Here is a 16435-nt window from a genome sequence, read left to right on the forward strand (position 1 = left end):
TTAGCCGACGAAAGCGCGCTCGATGACGAATTCAGCGGGTTTGCTGTTTGCGCCCTCGTTGAGGCCGGCTCTTTCCAAGAGTTCCTTGGTGTCCTTCAGCATTGCGGAAGAGCCGCAAATCATGCCGCGGTCGATCGACGGATCGAGCGGGGGGACGCCAAGATCTGTGAAGAGCTTGCCGGATTCGATCAGATCCGTGATGCGGCCGCGATACTCGAAGTCTTCGCGCGTGACGGTCGCGTAGTGACGCAGCTTGTCGCCGACGACTTCCTTGAGAAGTTCATCGTTCTGGATTTCATGCACGAGGTCGAAACCGTACTTCAGTTCCGCAATGTTGCGGGTCGTGTGGGTGAGGATGACTTCCTCGTACTTTTCGTAGGTTTCGGGATCGCGGATCAGGCTGGCGAAGGGTGCAATGCCGGTGCCGGTCGAGAACATGTAGAGCCTGCGGCCCGGCGTCAGTGCGTCGAGCACGAGCGTGCCGGTTGGCTTCTTGCGCATCAGCACCTGATCGCCGGGCTTGATGGCCTGAAGGTGCGAGGTCAGCGGGCCGTCCTGAACCTTGATCGAGAAGAATTCGAGTTCTTCCGACCAGGCAGGGCTCGCGATCGAGTAGGCGCGGAAGATCGGCTTGCCTTCGACCATCAACCCGATCATCGCAAATTCGCCAGAGCGGAAGCGGAAGCCCTGCGGGCGCGTCATGGTGAAACGGAACAGGCTATCCGTATAATGCGTGACGCTGAGCACGGTCTCGGCGTAGACGCCGGCAGGAATCGGGGAGGCGAAGTCTTCGGTCTTTGCAGGGGCGTTCATTGCAGTGTCGGATCCCGTAATTCGTCGGATGATCTTTTCGATGCGAGCCAGATATTACAAATAGGCCTTCGGATAAAGGTATTCCATTCTTTCTGAAGCGACTTGCACGAAATATGCGTGTCACGGTCAGGATTCAGACTGCCGTGAGCCTTCGTCGCTTTTGCGCTGGCGAAGCGATGCAAAGGATGCATATTAGGCAAAAATCGCGCCGGCCGGGTGCGAATGCCTTTGGCAGCTCGGGGAAACATGAAGATTTTCAACTATAAGCGCGTGCCCTATGCGGAGATGCGTGCGTTTTCCGTCCATATTCTGACGGCGTCCGGATCGTTTCTGGCATTTCTTGGTGTCGTAGCCGCGGCGGAGCATCGCTTCATAGATATGTTCTGGTGGCTGGGACTTGCACTCCTTGTCGACGGTATCGACGGCCCGATCGCACGCAAGGTGAAGGTCAAGGAAGTTCTGCCGAACTGGTCGGGCGACACACTCGATAACATCATCGACTACGTGACTTATGTATTGCTGCCGGCATTCGCGCTCTACCAGAGCGGAATGATCGGCGAGCCTTGGTCCTTCGTCGCCGCCGGCATGATCGTCGTGTCGAGCGCGATCTACTATGCCGATATGGGCATGAAGACCGAGGAATACTTCTTTTCGGGTTTTCCAGTCGTCTGGAACATGATCGTCTTCACGCTCTTTGTCATGGACGCGAGTGCGGTGACGGCGTTGACCATGGTGATTGTCTCGGTCGTGCTCACATTCCTTCCGATCAATTTCCTGCACCCGGTCCGCGTGAAGCGCTTGCGCACGCTGAACCTCGGCGTCTTCTTCCTTTGGTCGGCGCTCGGGATGTACTCGCTGTTGATGCATTTCAATATGCCACATTGGGCGCTTGTGCTGTTCATTCTGAGCGGTATCTATCTCTACTGCATAGGCGCCGTTCTGCAATTCTTCCCGGCGCTTGGACGCAACGAGTAGGAAGCGGAAAATGGCGAAGACACAGGCAGTAACGTTCAGCAAAACCGGTGGACCCAACGTCCTCGAATATGTTGATATCGATCTGCCGCCACCCTCGTCGGGAGAGGTCCAGATCCGGCACGCTGCCATCGGCCTGAACTTCATTGACGTCTATTTCCGAACCGGCCTCTACAAGACGCCGCACCTTCCCTTTGTAACGGGCAAGGAGGCGGCCGGAACGGTGATATCAGTTGGTCCCGACGTGGACGGCTTTGCTGTTGGCGACCGAGTTGCCTATGCCGGTTCTGACGGCGCCTACAGCGTCGAACGCAATATCGAGACGAAACATCTCGTGAAGGTGCCGGATGGTATCTCGCTGGAAACGGCCGCCTCGATGATGCTGAAAGGCATGACGGCGCAATACCTGCTGAACCGGACATTCAAGGTCGGTCCTGAGACCACCATCCTGTTTCATGCCGCGGCGGGCGGCGTCGGGCTGATCGCCGGCCAATGGGCAAAGGCGCTCGGGGCAAGGGTCATCGGGACGGCCGGTTCGAAAAACAAAGTGCGACTGGCCCTCGATCACGGCTACGACCACGTTATCGATTACAACACCGAGAATTTCGTCGAACGGGTCCACGAGATCACGGGCGGCGAGGGCGTGGATGTCGTCTACGATTCCATCGGTCGCGACACCTTCCCGCAGTCGCTCGACTGTCTGAAGCGTCTCGGCATGTTCGTCTCCTTTGGCCAGTCGTCGGGCCCTATCGAGAACTTCACGTTGGCGATGCTCGCCCAGAAGGGATCGCTGTTTGCAACCCGGCCGACGCTTTTCACCTATATCGCGACGCGCCAGGAGCTAACTGATTGTGCAAACGCATTATTTGATGTTGTTTTGAGCAACAAAGTGCGTATCAATATCAATCAAACCTATCCGTTGCGCGAGGTTGGACGCGCCCATGCGGATCTGGAATCCAGGAAAACTACCGGAACTACGCTGCTGATCCCATAATGATCCTGAAAGGGCAGGTCAGCAGAGGGAAATGAGGGGAACGTGTCGTTAGCGAGTGTGCCGGCTTCCGGCGCGTTATTGTCGGTGCAGAAGCTGACGAAGCTGTTTGGCAGCTTTGCCGCCTGCAGCCACATCGACCTCGATATCGCGCCGGGCGAGATCCATGCACTTCTTGGTGAAAACGGCGCGGGTAAATCCACGCTGGTCAAGATGCTGTTCGGCGTCCTGGACCCAAGCGAAGGCCATATCGTCTGGGAGGGGCGGTCGGTGTCGATCGCGTCGCCGGGCGATGCGCGGAAGCTTGGCATCGGCATGGTCTTCCAGCACTTTTCGCTGTTTGAAGCCCTGACCGTCGCTGAGAATATTGCGCTATCGCTCGACGACAGCATTCCGATCGGCAAGATTGCCGAGGAGGCCAGGGCGCTCTCTCGGGCCTATGGTCTCCCGCTCGATCCCTACGCCCATGTCGCCGATCTCTCGGTTGGAGAGCGTCAGCGTATCGAGATCGTCCGCGCGCTGCTGCAAAATCCGAAGCTTATCATTCTTGATGAACCGACCTCCGTTCTGACGCCGCAGGAGGCCGACAAGCTTTTCGAGACGCTGTTCAAGCTCAAGGCCGAGGGACGTTCCGTTCTCTACATCAGCCATCGCCTGGAAGAGGTGCAGCGCATCTGCGACCGCGCGACGGTACTGCGTCACGGCAAGGTGACGGGTGCCTGCGATCCGCGCCACGAGACGCCTGCTTCGCTTGCAAGGATGATGGTCGGAAACGACATCGCCGCCGTCACGCATCCCGATCGCGGCAACAAGGGTGACGTGCAACTCGCCGTCTCCAACCTTTCGGTCGCTGCTCGCACGCCCTTCGCCATGCCGCTCAGAGACGTGTCGCTGGCGGTTCGCTCGGGCGAGGTCCTGGCGATCGCCGGTGTCGCCGGCAACGGCCAGGGCGAGCTTTTCGACGCGCTTTCCGGCGAGTATCCGGTATCGACGCCCAGCGCGATCACCATTCGCAACAAGCCAGTGGGCACGCAGGGGATTACTGCCCGCCGCCTGCTAGGCGCAGGCTTTGTTCCCGAGGAACGACACGGCCACGCGGCCGTCTCTGCCATGAAACTGTCCGACAATCTGGTGCTAGCGCGCAGTCAGTCCGACCGGAAGGCGTTTCTCGGCGGCGGCTTCCTCAAGATCATCCGCAGAAGCGCAGTGAAGAATGCCGCGAAACGCATCTCCGAGGAGATGGACGTGCGCAAGAGCGGCGAAGACCCTGCCGCGGGTTCGCTTTCGGGCGGCAATTTGCAGAAATTCATTGTTGGCCGCGAGCTCGATCGGCAGCCCGCGGTCCTGGTCGTGAACCAGCCGACCTGGGGTGTCGACGCGGGCGCCGCCAGCCGCATCAGGCAGGCACTGGTCGACCTGGCGCGCAACGGTTCGGCCGTCGTCGTCATCAGCCAGGATCTCGACGAGATATTCGAGGTCGCGACCGAAATCTCCGTCATCTCCGAAGGGCGGCTCTCGCAGCCGTTTGCGGCAGGCGAACTGACGCGCGAAAAGATCGGCCTGCTGATGGGCGGGCTGCATGAAAGCAAGGCCGCGCCGGTGGCTGACGCGGAGACCGACCATGCGCATTGAACTCGAAAAGCGTCCCCAGGCATCCAAGCTATATGGCTTCGTCTCGCCGCTTCTCGCTCTCGTCCTGACGCTGGCTGCCGGCGCGATCATGTTCGCGATCCTGGGCAAAAATCCCGTCGAAGCATTGGACGCATTCTTTCTGGAGCCTCTGCTCGAAGTCTGGTCACTGCACGAACTGGCCGTCAAGGCCGCGCCGCTAATCCTGATCGCGGTTGGTCTTGCCGTCTGCTACCGCTCGAACAACTGGAATATCGGTGCGGAGGGGCAGTTTACCATCGGCGCCATCACGGGCTCGATCCTGCCGATCCTGTTTACCGAATGGCATTCGCCGCTGGTCCTGCCGCTGATGCTGATCATGGGGGCGATCGGTGGCGCGTTGTTCGCCGCAATCCCCGCGCTTCTCAAGGCCCATTTCAACACGAACGAAATTCTCTCCAGCCTGATGCTCGTCTATATCGCTCAGCTGTTTCTCGACTGGCTCATCCGCGGCGCCTGGCGCAATCCGCAAGGCTTCAATTTCCCTGAAAGCGTGCCATTCCCGCCGGAAGCGACATTGCCCGCCATCTGGGAAGAGTCGGGCCGCGCCCACTGGGCTGCGGTGTTCGCGATCGTGGCCGCCTTCCTGGTCTGGTTCATGCTGAAATTCACGCTTCGAGGCTTCGAGATCGTCGTTCTAGGCCAATCCGAGCGAGCAGGGCGCTTTGCCGGATTCTCGTCGAAGAAGATGATCTGGTTCAGCTTCCTGTTCTCAGGAGCGCTCGCCGGGCTTGCCGGCATTTCCGAGGTATCCGGATCGATCGGTCACCTGCAGCCGGCCATTTCGCCCGGCTACGGCTTTACGGCGATCATCGTCGCCTTTCTCGGTCGTCTCAATCCGCTCGGCATCATCGCATCGGGACTGGTGCTGGCGCTGACCTACCTCGGTGGTGAGGCGGCACAGCTTTCGATCGGCGTGTCCGACAAGGTCACACGCGTCTTCCAGGGGCTGCTGCTGTTCTTCGTGCTGTCTTGCGACACTCTCATCTACTACAAGATCCGCATCGTCTGGTCACGGCTGCGGGGAGGCGTCGCATGAGCATCTTCGAGGCAATTCTCCTGACGGTCATTACGGCCTCGACACCGCTTGTCATAGCGGCCCTTGGCGAACTCGTTGCCGAGCGCTCGGGCGTCCTCAACCTTGGTGTCGAGGGCATGATGATCATGGGCGCCGTCGCGGCCTTCGCGGGTGCGCAGGTTACGGGGTCGCCCTACATCGGGTTGCTGGCCGGGATTGGCGCAGGCGCTGTTTTCTCCCTGCTGTTCGGCTTCCTGACGCTGACGCTGGTCGCCAATCAGGTCGCGACCGGTCTGGCGCTGACAATCCTTGGCCTTGGCGTGTCGGGGATGCTTGGCGAAAGCTATGTCGGTGTTCCCGGTGTCCGCCTTTCGCCGATCGTATTCCCTTATCTCTCCGATATTCCGCTGATTGGTTCCGTTCTCTTCCGCCAGGATCTGACGTTCTACCTGTCGCTGGCACTGGTATTTGGGATCAGCTGGTTTCTCTTCCGCAGCCGCACCGGGCTCAAGCTGCGCGCCATCGGCGATAGCCACGGCTCGGCTCATGCGCTTGGCATCAACGTCATCCGCACGCGTTATCTGGCGGTCATGTTCGGCGGCGCCTGTGCGGGGCTGGCCGGTGCGCAGCTGTCGCTGGTCTATACGCCGCAATGGGTGGAGAACATGTCGTCCGGTCGTGGCTGGATCACTTTGGCGCTGGTCGTCTTCGCATCCTGGCGCCCATGGCGCGTTTTCGCAGGCGGCTATCTCTTCGGCGCTGTCACGATCCTGCAGCTGCACGCGCAGGCATTCGGGGTCGGCATACCGGCACAATTTCTGTCGATGCTGCCTTACGCCGCGACTATTGTGGTTCTTGTCATCATTTCTCATAATCGCCGCACGACGTTGATCAACACGCCTGCGTCGCTGGGAAAGCCTTTCGTCCCGGAACGTTAAACAGAAGAATGAGACGGGCTTCCGGAAACTTCAAACCAACAGGGGTTATCATGAAAAAACTAGCACTCGCATTTGCCGCTTCGGCAGCTGCTGTTCTCAGCATCGGCACCGCCGCTCAGGCCGCCGACAAGACCAAGGTTTGTTTCGTCTACGTCGGCTCGCACACCGACGGTGGCTACTCGCAGGCACATGATCGCGGTCGCCAGCAGATCCAGGAAGAGTTCGGTGACAAGATCGAAACCTCCTATCTCGAAAACGTCCCGGAAGGCCCTGACGCAGAGCGCGCCATCGAGCGCCTGGCGCGTTCCGGCTGCAAGCTGATCTTCTCCACCTCGTTCGGCTTCATGGACGCCACCGTCAAGGTTGCCGCGAAGTTCCCGAAGGTGAAGTTCGAGCACGCGACGGGTTTCAAGTCCGGCCCGAACCTCGCGACCTACAACTCGCGCTTCTATGAAGGCCGCTACATCCTCGGCCAGATCGCCGCCAAGACCTCGAAGAACCACGGTGCCGCCTACATCGCATCCTTCCCGATCCCGGAAGTCGTGATGGGCATCAACTCCTTCGAGCAGGGCGCGAAGTCGATCGATCCTGATTTCAAGCTCAAGGTCATCTGGGTGAACACCTGGTTCGACCCGGGCAAGGAAGCAGATGCCGCGAAGGCCATGGTTGACCAGGGCGTAGACGTCCTCACGCAGCACACCGACACCACCGCGCCGATGCAGGTTGCGGAAGAGCGCGGCATCCACGCCTTCGGTCAGGCGTCCGACATGATCGCAGCCGGCCCGAAGGCACAGCTGACGGCGATCGTCGACACCTGGGGTAACTACTACTCCAAGCGCGTTCACGCGCTCCTCGAAGGCACCTGGAAGCCTGATCAGAGCTGGGATGGCCTGAAGGACGGCATCCTGAAGATGGCGGACTACACCAACATGCCTGACGACGTGAAGAAGATGGCCCAGGACACCGAAGCCAAGATCAAGTCCGGCGAACTGCATCCCTTCACCGGCCCGATCAACAAGCAGGACGGCACGCCTTGGCTGAAGGCCGGCGAGAAGGCTGATGACGGCACCTTGCTCGGCATGAACTTCTACGTCGAAGGCGTTGACGACAAGCTGCCGCAATAAGCTTCGATTGGTCAGTTAGCAGATGCGAAAGGGCGCCCGTTGTAGGCGCCCTTTTTTGTTGCGTTGCATACTATAAAGTGCATTTACAAAAGTAATACTATATGATTTTCCTTGTGTGTGCCGCGAGGAGGCGGCGTTGGGAGGAAATCATGAAATTGAAGACTGCACTCGTGAGTGCCACGATACTTGCTGCCTGCATGTTCGGTTCAGCATCTGCTGCCGAACTCGTCGTTGGCTTCTCGCAGATCGGCTCTGAATCCGGTTGGCGCGCGGCTGAAACGACCGTCACCAAGGAGCAAGCCAAGAAGCGCGGCATCGACCTGAAATTCGCCGATGCACAGCAGAAGCAGGAAAACCAGATCAAGGCGATCCGCTCCTTCATTGCTCAGGGCGTCAACGCCATCCTTCTCGCGCCGGTTGTCGAAACCGGTTGGGATGCCGTCCTGAAGGAAGCCAAGGAAGCCAACATTCCGGTCATCCTGCTTGACCGTACCATCAAGGCTCCTGAGGACCTCTACCTGACCGCTGTCACCTCCGATCAGGTTCATGAAGGCAAGGTTGCCGGCGACTGGCTCGTTAAGACGGTCGGCGACAAGAAGTGCGACATCGTTGAGCTTCAGGGCACCACCGGTTCTTCGCCGGCGATCGCCCGCAAGAAGGGCTTCGAGGAGGCAATTGCCGGCAAGTCGAACTTCAAGATCGTTCGCAGCCAGACCGGCGACTTCACCCGCACCAAGGGCAAGGAAGTCATGGAAAGCTTCCTGAAGGCTGAGAACGGCGGCAAGGACATCTGCGCTCTGTACGCTCACAATGACGACATGGCCGTCGGTGGCATCCAGGCGATCAAGGAAGCCGGCCTGAAGCCGGGCAAGGATATCCTCGTTGTCTCGATCGACTCCGTTCCAGATATCTTCAAGGCAATGGAAGCCGGTGAAGCGAACGCGACCGTCGAACTGACGCCGAACATGGCAGGTCCGGCATTCGACGCTCTCGATGCGTACCTGAAGGACAAGAAGGCTCCGCCGAAGTGGATCCAGACGGAATCCAAGCTCTATACCCAGGCTGACGATCCGAAGAAGGTCTACGAATCCAAGAAGGGCCTCGGCTACTGATTTGACATTGGAACCGCACCGGCCCGTCATAGGCCGGTGCGGAACTGCCAGAGCTGTTGCCGGGCATCATGTCCGGCCGCGGCACGGCTATATGGGTCAATATCAGGAAAAACCGCCTTCATGATTCACGATTTCGAGAACGTGCTTGCTGCCTCTAGGGTATCGAAATTTTTTCCCGGAGCGGTCGCGCTGGACAAGGTCGACTTCACGCTGCGCAAAGGCGAAGTGCATGCGCTGTTGGGTGAGAACGGCGCCGGCAAGTCGACGCTGATCAAGTGCATCACCGGCGCATATCACCGTGACGAAGGCAGCCTTATGCTCGACGGCGCGGAGATTGATCCTGTCGATACTCTGGCCGCCCAGAAGCTCGGCATTGGCACGGTCTACCAGGAGGTCAACCTCCTGCCCAATCTCAGTGTCGCGGAAAACCTGTTTATTGGCCGCCAGCCGAAACGCTTCGGCATGATCGACGTACGCACCATGAATCGGCGAGCGCGTGAACTCCTGCAGGAATATGGCATCGACATTGATGTAACCGCGCAATTGGACCGCTTCTCGGTGGCCGTGCAGCAGGTCGTTGCCATCGCGCGCGCGGTCGATCTGTCAGGCAAGGTGCTCATCTTGGACGAGCCGACGGCAAGCCTCGACGCGCAGGAAGTCGCTATGCTTTTTCGCATTATGCGAGACTTAAAGAAGCGCGGATTAGGAATTGTCTTTATTACGCATTTTCTCGAGCAGGTCTACGAAATCAGCGATCGGATAACGGTGCTCCGTAACGGCAAACTGGTCGGAACGCGCGACACTGCTGATCTACCCAGGCAGGGCCTGATCTCCATGATGCTGGGGCACGAACTGGCTCACGCGGAAGCCGCGGTCAAGGAGCGATCGGTTGCCGCCGGCCCCGTGAAGTACAGCTTTGAAGGCTACGGCAAGCGAGGCAAGGTCAAGCCGTTCGACCTGCAGGTGCGCGTTGGCGAGGTCGTTGGTGTGGCAGGTTTGCTCGGCTCCGGGCGCACCGAGACCGCTGAACTGCTGTTCGGCATCGAGAGCGCCGACAGCGGCGCTGCGAAGATCGACGGCAAGCAGATCACACTGTCGAACCCGAGGGCCGCAATCCGGCAGGGATTCGGCTTCTGCCCCGAAGACCGCAAGACGGATGGCATCATCGGCGACCTCTCGATCCGTGAGAACATCGCGCTTGCGCTTCAGGCGCGAAGAGGCTGGGCGCGACCACTGTCGCGTGGCGAACAGAATGCCTTGGCGGATCGTTACATCAAGGCGCTGGATATTCGCACGACGGACCGGGAGAAGCCGATCCGGCTTCTCTCCGGCGGTAATCAGCAGAAGGCCATCCTTGCCCGTTGGCTGGCAACGAATCCGGATTTCCTGATCCTCGACGAACCCACGCGAGGCATTGATGTCGGAGCCCATGCTGAGATCATTCGTCTCATCGAGCAATTGTGTGAAAAAGGCATGTCGTTGATCGTCATTTCCTCGGAATTGGAAGAGCTTATCGCCTATAGCTCACGTATCCTGGTGTTGCGGGATCGTGAACATGTGGCCGAACTGACCGGCGAGAATGTGAGCACCGCGCAGATCGTCGAGGCGATTGCGGCAGCCCAGAAGAAGACGGAGGACGCATGACCTCCTCTCAGAAGGCACTTCTGGTCCGCCTGGCCCCGCAGTTGATCGCGTTGGCTGTCATTCTTCTATTGAATTTCATAATGTTCCCGCAGTTCTTTAACGTAACCATTCAAAACGGCCGCCTGTACGGCAGTTTGATTGACGTGCTGAACCGTGGTGCTCCGGTGGCCCTGTTGGCGACCGGCATGACACTGGTCATCGCCACCAAGGGCATCGATCTTTCTGTGGGGGCGGTGATTGCCATTTGCGGCGCCGTCGCGGCCTCGTCGATTGTGTCAGGTAACTCATTGGCTTGGACGCTGCTGATCACCCTATTGGTCGGCTTGGCCTGTGGTGTTTGGAACGGGTTTCTCGTTGCTATCCTCAACATACAGCCGATCATTGCGACACTCGTGTTGATGGTCGCCGGTCGCGGAATCGCGCAGCTGATCACCGAAGGCGTGATCATGACGTTCAACGACGACGGCCTGATCTTCTTCGGCAGCGGATCGTTCGCCTTCATGCCGATGCCGGTTGTCATCTGGCTGGTCGTCGGGGTGATCGTCACGCTGCTCGTGCGGCGGACGGCGTTGGGAATGCTGATCGAGGCGACTGGCATCAACCGCCATGCGAGCATGCTGTCCGGTGTGAGAACGCCGGTCCTACTCATGGCGGTCTACGTCCTGAGCGGTCTCTGTGCGGCCATCGCGGGGATTATCGTTGCCGCCGACATTAAGGGTGCCGACGCGAACAATGCCGGCTTGTGGCTTGAGCTCGACGCCATCCTTGCCGTCGTCGTTGGCGGAAACTCTCTTCTCGGCGGGCGCTTCAGCATTGTTGGCTCCCTGATCGGCGCGATGATCATTCAGGCGGTCAACACCGGCATCTTGCTCTCGGGCTTCCCGCCGGAATTCAATCTCATCATCAAGGCAGTGATCGTGCTCGTCATTCTTGTGATCCAGTCGCCGGCCGTGCAATCGGCCACCGTCTTCCTGGGACGTCGCGCGAACCTGAAAGGGGAGCTGCAGAAATGAACTCGAAATATCTGCCCCTTCTGGCGACGATCGTGATCTTCATTCTGTCCTATGCCGTCTGTGCCATGCAGTATCCGAACATGCTGTCGACACGGGTGATCGGCAACCTGCTGACCGATAACGCGTTCCTGGGGATCGCAGCGGTTGGCATGACCTTCGTCATCATCTCGGGTGGCATCGATCTGTCGATCGGCTCGGTGATCGCATTCACCGGCGTCTTCCTCGCGCTGATACTCCAGAATACGACGATCCACCCGCTGCTGGCTTTCGCGCTGGTGCTCGTGATCACCACTGCCTTCGGCGGGGCGATGGGGGCCGTGATCCACTATCTCCAGATGCCCGCTTTCATCGTGACATTGGCGGGGATGTTCCTGGCACGCGGTATGGCCTTCGTCTTGTCGATCGACAGCATCCCGATCAACCATGATTACTATACGACGCTCTCCGGGATCTATTGGAAGCTTCCAGGGGGAGGACGCCTGACGCTTGTGGGCATGGTCATGCTGATCGTTTTTGCCGCCGGCATATTCATTGCTCACCGAACCCGTTTCGGCACGAATGTGTATGCTCTGGGTGGCGGCGCCCAGACGGCCCAGCTCATGGGTGTGCCGGTTGGTCGCACGACAATCCAGATCTATGCGCTGTCTGGCTTCCTGGCCGGGCTTTCAGGAATCGTTTTTTCGCTCTATACGTCCGCCGGCTATTCCTTGGCGGCGGTCGGTGTCGAGCTTGATGCCATCGCAGCAGTTGTCATTGGGGGGACACTGCTGACGGGGGGAGCGGGATTCGTGGCGGGAACCTTCATAGGTCTCCTTATCCAGGGGCTCATTCAGACTTACATCACCTTCGATGGAACGCTTTCCAGCTGGTGGACGAAGATCCTGATTGGTCTGCTGCTTTTTGCATTCATCCTGATGCAGAAGGGTATCCTGTTCCTGTCCAGCCTGAACAAGAGGTATGCCTGACGGGGGAGTTCTAATTGCGTAACCGAATGCTCGAAGCCGGAAAATTAGGGAGAAGGTCCCGCACCAGCCATGCGCAGGTGGTGGATGAACTCGGACGCGCGATCGTCGCGGGAACCTATGCGGTGGGGAGCATTCTTCCAGGTGACGCGGAACTCGCGCAGCGTTTCAAGGTGTCCCGGACCGTGCTTCGGGAAACCATGAAGACATTGGCGGCGAAAGGAATGATCGTCGCCAAGGCGCGCGTCGGCACGCGGGTCACCGAGAAGAACCAGTGGAACATGTTCGATAGCGAGGTCATCGCCTGGCATTTCGACAACGGGGTGAGTGAAGAGTTCCTTCTTCAGCTCTACGATATCCGCCTGGCGGTCGAACCTTTTGCGGCTGGCCTTGCCGCCGAGCGCGCCCGCCCGGGCGACCTCGAACGCTTGAATAGCCTCGCGCTGGAGATGGCCGCGCCCGGCCATACGACGGAGAGCCTGGCGCTTGCTGATCTGCAGTTCCATCTCGCGGTTGCCGATGCCGCGCACAATCCCTTCATGCACACCTTGGGAAGCCTGATCGAGGCCGCACTTGTCGGCATGTTCCGGATCAGTACGCCGCCATCGCAGAACGGTTTCTCCAATATCGCCGAGACACACATGCGCATCGTCAATGCGATCGTTAGTGGTGATGTCCCAGCTGCCCGCGCGGCCATGGAGGCCGTTATCGTTGAAGGCCGTGATCATGTCCGCGAAGCCTTTGCGAGCATGACGAAGGTCCCGGCCTAATCCATTTTGATCTTTGTCCCGGCTTTGTCTTGCTGCTATGAGGCAGCAAAGCACTGCCTGTAACGGATACTTGGAGCAGACCATGGAACGCACTTGCCTTGCCGTAATTCTTGCCGCGGGTGACAGCACGCGAATGAAATCGTCGAAGTCGAAGGTGCTCCATCCTGTCGCCAATCGTCCGATGATCGCGCATGTTGTCGATGCGGTGGCCGGGGCCGACATCTCGTCGGTCGCACTTGTCGTTGGGCGCGATGCCGAAGAGGTTGCCAAGGCAGCAAGCGTCGGCGGCGTCGAGATCGAGACCTACCTGCAGAAGGAACGCCTGGGCACCGGCCACGCCGTTCTCGCCGCGAAAGAGGCGATTGCCCGCGGCTATGACGATATTATCGTTACCTATGGCGATGTGCCCCTTCAGACCGACGGCCCCCTGAAGGCAGCGCGCGAGGGACTGGCGGCCGGCAGCGATATCGTTGTCATCGGCTTCAACACCGACCGCCCGACCGGTTACGGCCGACTGCTCGTCAAGGACGGTGAGTTGATCGCCATCCGCGAGGAAAAGGATGCGACCGACGCCGAGCGCGCGGTGACCTGGTGTAACAGCGGCCTTATGGCGATCAACGGTCGCAAGGCGCTGGAGTTGCTTTCCCGGATCGGAAACAGCAATGCCAAGGGCGAATACTATCTGACGGACCTCGTCGAGATCGCGCGTTCGCTCGGCGGCCGTGTCACGGCCGTCGATGCTCCTGAGGTCGAAATGACGGGATGCAACAATCGCGCCGAACTCGCCGTGATCGAACGCCTCTGGCAGGAGCGTCGTCGCCACGCGTTGATGATCTCAGGCGTCAGCATGGTCGCCCCGGAAACCGTTTTCCTGTCATACGACACGGTCATCGGCCAGGATGCCCTTATCGAGCCGAACGTCGTGTTCGGCCCCGGTACCGTGGTTGACGGCGGCGCGGTCATCCACGCCTTCTCGCACATTGAAGGAGCGCATGTGAGCGCCGGCGCGACCGTCGGACCGTTCGCCCGTCTGCGTCCCGGTGCGGACCTTGCCGTCAACGCGAAGGTGGGCAATTTCTGCGAGGTCAAGAACGGCAAGGTGGGTGAGGGCGCGAAGGTCAACCATCTCACCTATATCGGCGATGCCAAGGTCGGCGCCGGCGCCAACATCGGAGCGGGTACGGTCACCTGCAATTACGACGGCGTCAACAAGAGCGAGACTTTGATCGGCGTGAATGCGTTCGTCGGCTCGAACTCGTCGCTGGTGGCGCCCGTCAGCATTGGCGATAACGCCTATGTCGCGTCAGGCAGCGTCATCACTTCGGATGTCCCGGCAGACGCCTTGGCGTTCGGACGGGCGCGGCAGGAAGTGAAGCCCGGCCGCGCCGTCGCCTTGCGAGAGCGCGCGCTGGCGATCAAGGCAGCGAAGCAGTCGAAGAGCTGAGTGCCTTTCGTAACGGCTGGAAACTGAAAGTGACCAACCAGCCAATTGAGAAAAAAGAGAAAATTGTTAGGACTGGCCTTCAATACGGAAGGCTCTGGGGGCGTTTATGTGCGGAATTGTTGGAATCGTCGGAAACAGCCCGGTTGCGGAGCGCCTCGTTGACGCGCTGAAGCGCCTCGAATACCGCGGCTACGATTCCGCCGGTGTGGCGACCATCCATGACGGCGCGATGGCGCGCCGCCGCGCCGAGGGCAAGCTTTTCAATCTCGAGAAGCGGCTCGATGCCGAACCCTTGCCGGGAACGACGGGCATCGCCCACACCCGCTGGGCCACGCATGGCGTGCCGAATGAAACCAATGCGCATCCGCATTTCGTGCGTGGCGTCGCGGTTGTCCATAACGGAATCATCGAGAACTTCTCGGAGCTGCGGGATGAATTGACGGCGGATGGCGCCGTCTTCGAAACCCAGACCGATACGGAAGTGGTCGCCCACCTGATCGCGAAGTACCTCGCCGAGGGGCTCGCGCCGCGTGACGCGATGATGAAGATGCTGAACCGGGTCAGCGGCGCCTATGCGCTTGCGGTCATGCTCCAGAGTGATTCGGGGACGATCATGGCGGCTCGTTCCGGCCCGCCGCTTGCCATCGGTTATGGCAAGGGTGAGATGTTCCTTGGATCGGATGCGATCGCGCTTTCGCCGTTCACCAATGAGATCACCTACCTCGTTGATGGCGACTGGGCTGTCCTGACCGCGGAGGGTGCCAGGATCCTCGACTATGCCGGCAACGAGGTCGAGCGGCCACGGCAGATTTCCCAGACGACGGCCTATGTCGTCGACAAGGGCAACCATCGCCACTTCATGGAAAAGGAAATCTACGAGCAGCCCGAGGTTATCTCGCACGCGCTCAGCCACTATGTGGATTTCGCCAGCAATACCGTGAGCGCCAACGCCGCGGCGATCGACTTCAAGGCGGCGACTGGTCTCGCTATTTCAGCCTGCGGTACGGCCTATCTGGCAGGCCTTGTCGGCAAGTACTGGTTCGAGCGCTACGCGCGCCTGCCGGTCGAGATCGATGTCGCCTCGGAATTCCGTTATCGCGAAATGCCTCTCTCGCCGACGCAGGCGGCCTTGTTCATCTCGCAGTCGGGCGAAACCGCCGATACGCTGGCATCGCTGCGCTACTGCAAGGACCATGGCCTGAAGATCGGCGCGGTGATCAACGTCAAGGAATCGACGATCGCCCGCGAGTCGGATGCCGTCTTCCCGATCATGGCCGGCCCGGAAATCGGTGTCGCCTCGACCAAGGCCTTTACCTGCCAACTCGCTGTTCTCGCATCGCTGGCGCTCGGCGCAGGCAAGGCGAGGGGAACGATCAGCCCCGAGCAGGAAAAACAGCTGGTCCGCCATCTCGCGGAAATGCCGCGCATCATGAGCCGGGTCCTCAACATGATCCAGCCGCAGATGGAGAGCCTGTCGCGCGAACTGTCGAAATGCCGCGACGTGCTTTATCTCGGACGAGGCACGAGTTTCCCGCTGGCCATGGAAGGCGCGCTCAAACTCAAGGAAATCTCCTACATTCATGCCGAGGGTTACGCGGCTGGCGAGCTGAAGCATGGACCGATCGCGCTGATCGACGAGAACATGCCTGTCATCGTCATCGCGCCTTACGACCGCTTCTTCGAGAAGACCGTCTCCAACATGCAGGAGGTCGCGGCTCGCGGTGGGCGCATCATCTTCATCACCGATGAAGCCGGTGCTGCAGCCTCCAAGCTGCCGACGATGGCGACAATTGTATTGCCGAATGTCGATGAGATCATTGCACCGATGATTTTCTCTCTGCCGATCCAGCTGCTGGCCTACCACACGGCGGTCTTCATGGGCACCGATGTCGATCAGCCGCGCAATCTCGCGAAGTCGGTCACGGTCGAGTGAGGCTCGCCGCAAAGGCTTGTGCAGCGCCGAAAA

14 protein-coding genes are annotated in these 16435 nt (G+C 59.7%); 13 read left to right on the forward strand and 1 reads right to left on the reverse strand.

Features of this window, described 5'->3' with window-relative positions; all coding sequences use genetic code 11:
- On the reverse strand, nt 1–813 hold the full coding sequence (locus QTL94_RS18460; RefSeq protein WP_289802791.1) for a ferredoxin--NADP reductase: 813 nt from the start codon (nt 811–813) through the stop codon (nt 1–3).
- Nucleotides 814–1059: 246 nt separating this feature from the next.
- Here QTL94_RS18460 and pcsA point away from each other — a divergent pair, with 246 nt between their 5' ends.
- The 13 genes from pcsA (at nt 1060) to glmS (ending at nt 16402) form a co-directional block, all read left to right on the forward strand.
- Nucleotides 1060–1788: a phosphatidylcholine synthase gene (gene pcsA / locus QTL94_RS18465; protein WP_289802792.1), complete on the forward strand. Its 729-nt coding sequence runs from the start codon at nt 1060–1062 to the stop codon at nt 1786–1788.
- 10 nt (nt 1789–1798) lie between these two features.
- Complete coding sequence (locus tag QTL94_RS18470; RefSeq protein WP_289802793.1) at nt 1799–2779, forward strand: quinone oxidoreductase family protein; 981 nt, start codon at nt 1799–1801, stop codon at nt 2777–2779.
- 42 nt (nt 2780–2821) lie between these two features.
- Complete coding sequence (locus QTL94_RS18475) at nt 2822–4408, forward strand: ABC transporter ATP-binding protein (RefSeq protein WP_289802794.1); 1587 nt, start codon at nt 2822–2824, stop codon at nt 4406–4408.
- Complete coding sequence (locus QTL94_RS18480; protein ID WP_289802795.1) at nt 4398–5483, forward strand: ABC transporter permease; 1086 nt, start codon at nt 4398–4400, stop codon at nt 5481–5483. The genes QTL94_RS18475 and QTL94_RS18480 overlap by 11 nt, the downstream gene beginning before the upstream one ends.
- The gene (locus QTL94_RS18485) at nt 5480–6400 is read left to right on the forward strand and encodes an ABC transporter permease (RefSeq protein ID WP_065691338.1); all 921 of its coding nucleotides are present in this window, start codon (nt 5480–5482) and stop codon (nt 6398–6400) included. Before QTL94_RS18480 ends, QTL94_RS18485 begins: the two co-directional genes overlap by 4 nt.
- Nucleotides 6401–6450: 50 nt before the next feature.
- Nucleotides 6451–7524 (forward strand): BMP family ABC transporter substrate-binding protein, encoded by a 1074-nt coding sequence (locus tag QTL94_RS18490; RefSeq protein ID WP_289802796.1) that lies wholly within the window; start codon nt 6451–6453, stop codon nt 7522–7524.
- Between the two features lie 149 nt (nt 7525–7673).
- The gene (ytfQ, locus tag QTL94_RS18495) at nt 7674–8636 is read left to right on the forward strand and encodes a galactofuranose ABC transporter, galactofuranose-binding protein YtfQ (RefSeq protein WP_065691336.1); all 963 of its coding nucleotides are present in this window, start codon (nt 7674–7676) and stop codon (nt 8634–8636) included.
- A gap of 120 nt (nt 8637–8756) precedes the next feature.
- A complete protein-coding gene (ytfR, locus tag QTL94_RS18500) occupies nt 8757–10280 on the forward strand; it encodes a galactofuranose ABC transporter, ATP-binding protein YtfR (protein WP_065691335.1) in 1524 nt (507 codons plus the stop codon).
- Nucleotides 10277–11293: an ABC transporter permease gene (locus tag QTL94_RS18505; protein WP_065691334.1), complete on the forward strand. Its 1017-nt coding sequence runs from the start codon at nt 10277–10279 to the stop codon at nt 11291–11293. The genes ytfR and QTL94_RS18505 overlap by 4 nt, the downstream gene beginning before the upstream one ends.
- Nucleotides 11290–12258 carry a galactofuranose ABC transporter, permease protein YjfF gene (yjfF, locus tag QTL94_RS18510; RefSeq protein WP_065691333.1) on the forward strand — a complete coding sequence of 323 codons (969 nt, stop codon included), beginning with the start codon at nt 11290–11292 and terminating at the stop codon, nt 12256–12258. The genes QTL94_RS18505 and yjfF overlap by 4 nt, the downstream gene beginning before the upstream one ends.
- 26 nt (nt 12259–12284) lie before the next feature.
- Nucleotides 12285–13025, forward strand: a complete 741-nt coding sequence (locus QTL94_RS18515) for a FadR/GntR family transcriptional regulator (RefSeq protein ID WP_502944155.1) — start codon at nt 12285–12287, stop codon at nt 13023–13025.
- Nucleotides 13026–13107: 82 nt separating this feature from the next.
- A complete protein-coding gene (glmU, locus tag QTL94_RS18520) occupies nt 13108–14469 on the forward strand; it encodes a bifunctional UDP-N-acetylglucosamine diphosphorylase/glucosamine-1-phosphate N-acetyltransferase GlmU (protein WP_289802798.1) in 1362 nt (453 codons plus the stop codon).
- Nucleotides 14470–14575: 106 nt separating this feature from the next.
- A complete protein-coding gene (gene glmS, locus QTL94_RS18525) occupies nt 14576–16402 on the forward strand; it encodes a glutamine--fructose-6-phosphate transaminase (isomerizing) (RefSeq protein WP_289802799.1) in 1827 nt (608 codons plus the stop codon).
- Nucleotides 16403–16435: the final 33 nt, after the last annotated feature.

This window comes from Rhizobium sp. S96, assembly GCF_030382195.1.
Taxonomy (GTDB): domain Bacteria; phylum Pseudomonadota; class Alphaproteobacteria; order Rhizobiales; family Rhizobiaceae; genus Rhizobium.

What these genes read in the sequence shown, in the direction of transcription:
- yjfF (WP_065691333.1), top strand. Translation starts at nt 11,290, where the DNA reads ATGAACTCGAAATATCTGCCCCTTCTGGCGACGATCGTGATCTTCATT.
- QTL94_RS18460 (WP_289802791.1), bottom strand. Translation starts at nt 813, where the DNA reads ATGAACGCCCCTGCAAAGACCGAAGACTTCGCCTCCCCGATTCCTGCC.
- QTL94_RS18470 (WP_289802793.1), top strand. Translation starts at nt 1,799, where the DNA reads ATGGCGAAGACACAGGCAGTAACGTTCAGCAAAACCGGTGGACCCAAC.
- QTL94_RS18480 (WP_289802795.1), top strand. Translation starts at nt 4,398, where the DNA reads ATGCGCATTGAACTCGAAAAGCGTCCCCAGGCATCCAAGCTATATGGC.
- QTL94_RS18505 (WP_065691334.1), top strand. Translation starts at nt 10,277, where the DNA reads ATGACCTCCTCTCAGAAGGCACTTCTGGTCCGCCTGGCCCCGCAGTTG.
- glmU (WP_289802798.1), top strand. Translation starts at nt 13,108, where the DNA reads ATGGAACGCACTTGCCTTGCCGTAATTCTTGCCGCGGGTGACAGCACG.
- glmS (WP_289802799.1), top strand. Translation starts at nt 14,576, where the DNA reads ATGTGCGGAATTGTTGGAATCGTCGGAAACAGCCCGGTTGCGGAGCGC.
- pcsA (WP_289802792.1), top strand. Translation starts at nt 1,060, where the DNA reads ATGAAGATTTTCAACTATAAGCGCGTGCCCTATGCGGAGATGCGTGCG.
- ytfR (WP_065691335.1), top strand. Translation starts at nt 8,757, where the DNA reads ATGATTCACGATTTCGAGAACGTGCTTGCTGCCTCTAGGGTATCGAAA.
- QTL94_RS18485 (WP_065691338.1), top strand. Translation starts at nt 5,480, where the DNA reads ATGAGCATCTTCGAGGCAATTCTCCTGACGGTCATTACGGCCTCGACA.
- ytfQ (WP_065691336.1), top strand. Translation starts at nt 7,674, where the DNA reads ATGAAATTGAAGACTGCACTCGTGAGTGCCACGATACTTGCTGCCTGC.
- QTL94_RS18490 (WP_289802796.1), top strand. Translation starts at nt 6,451, where the DNA reads ATGAAAAAACTAGCACTCGCATTTGCCGCTTCGGCAGCTGCTGTTCTC.
- QTL94_RS18515 (WP_502944155.1), top strand. Translation starts at nt 12,285, where the DNA reads ATGCTCGAAGCCGGAAAATTAGGGAGAAGGTCCCGCACCAGCCATGCG.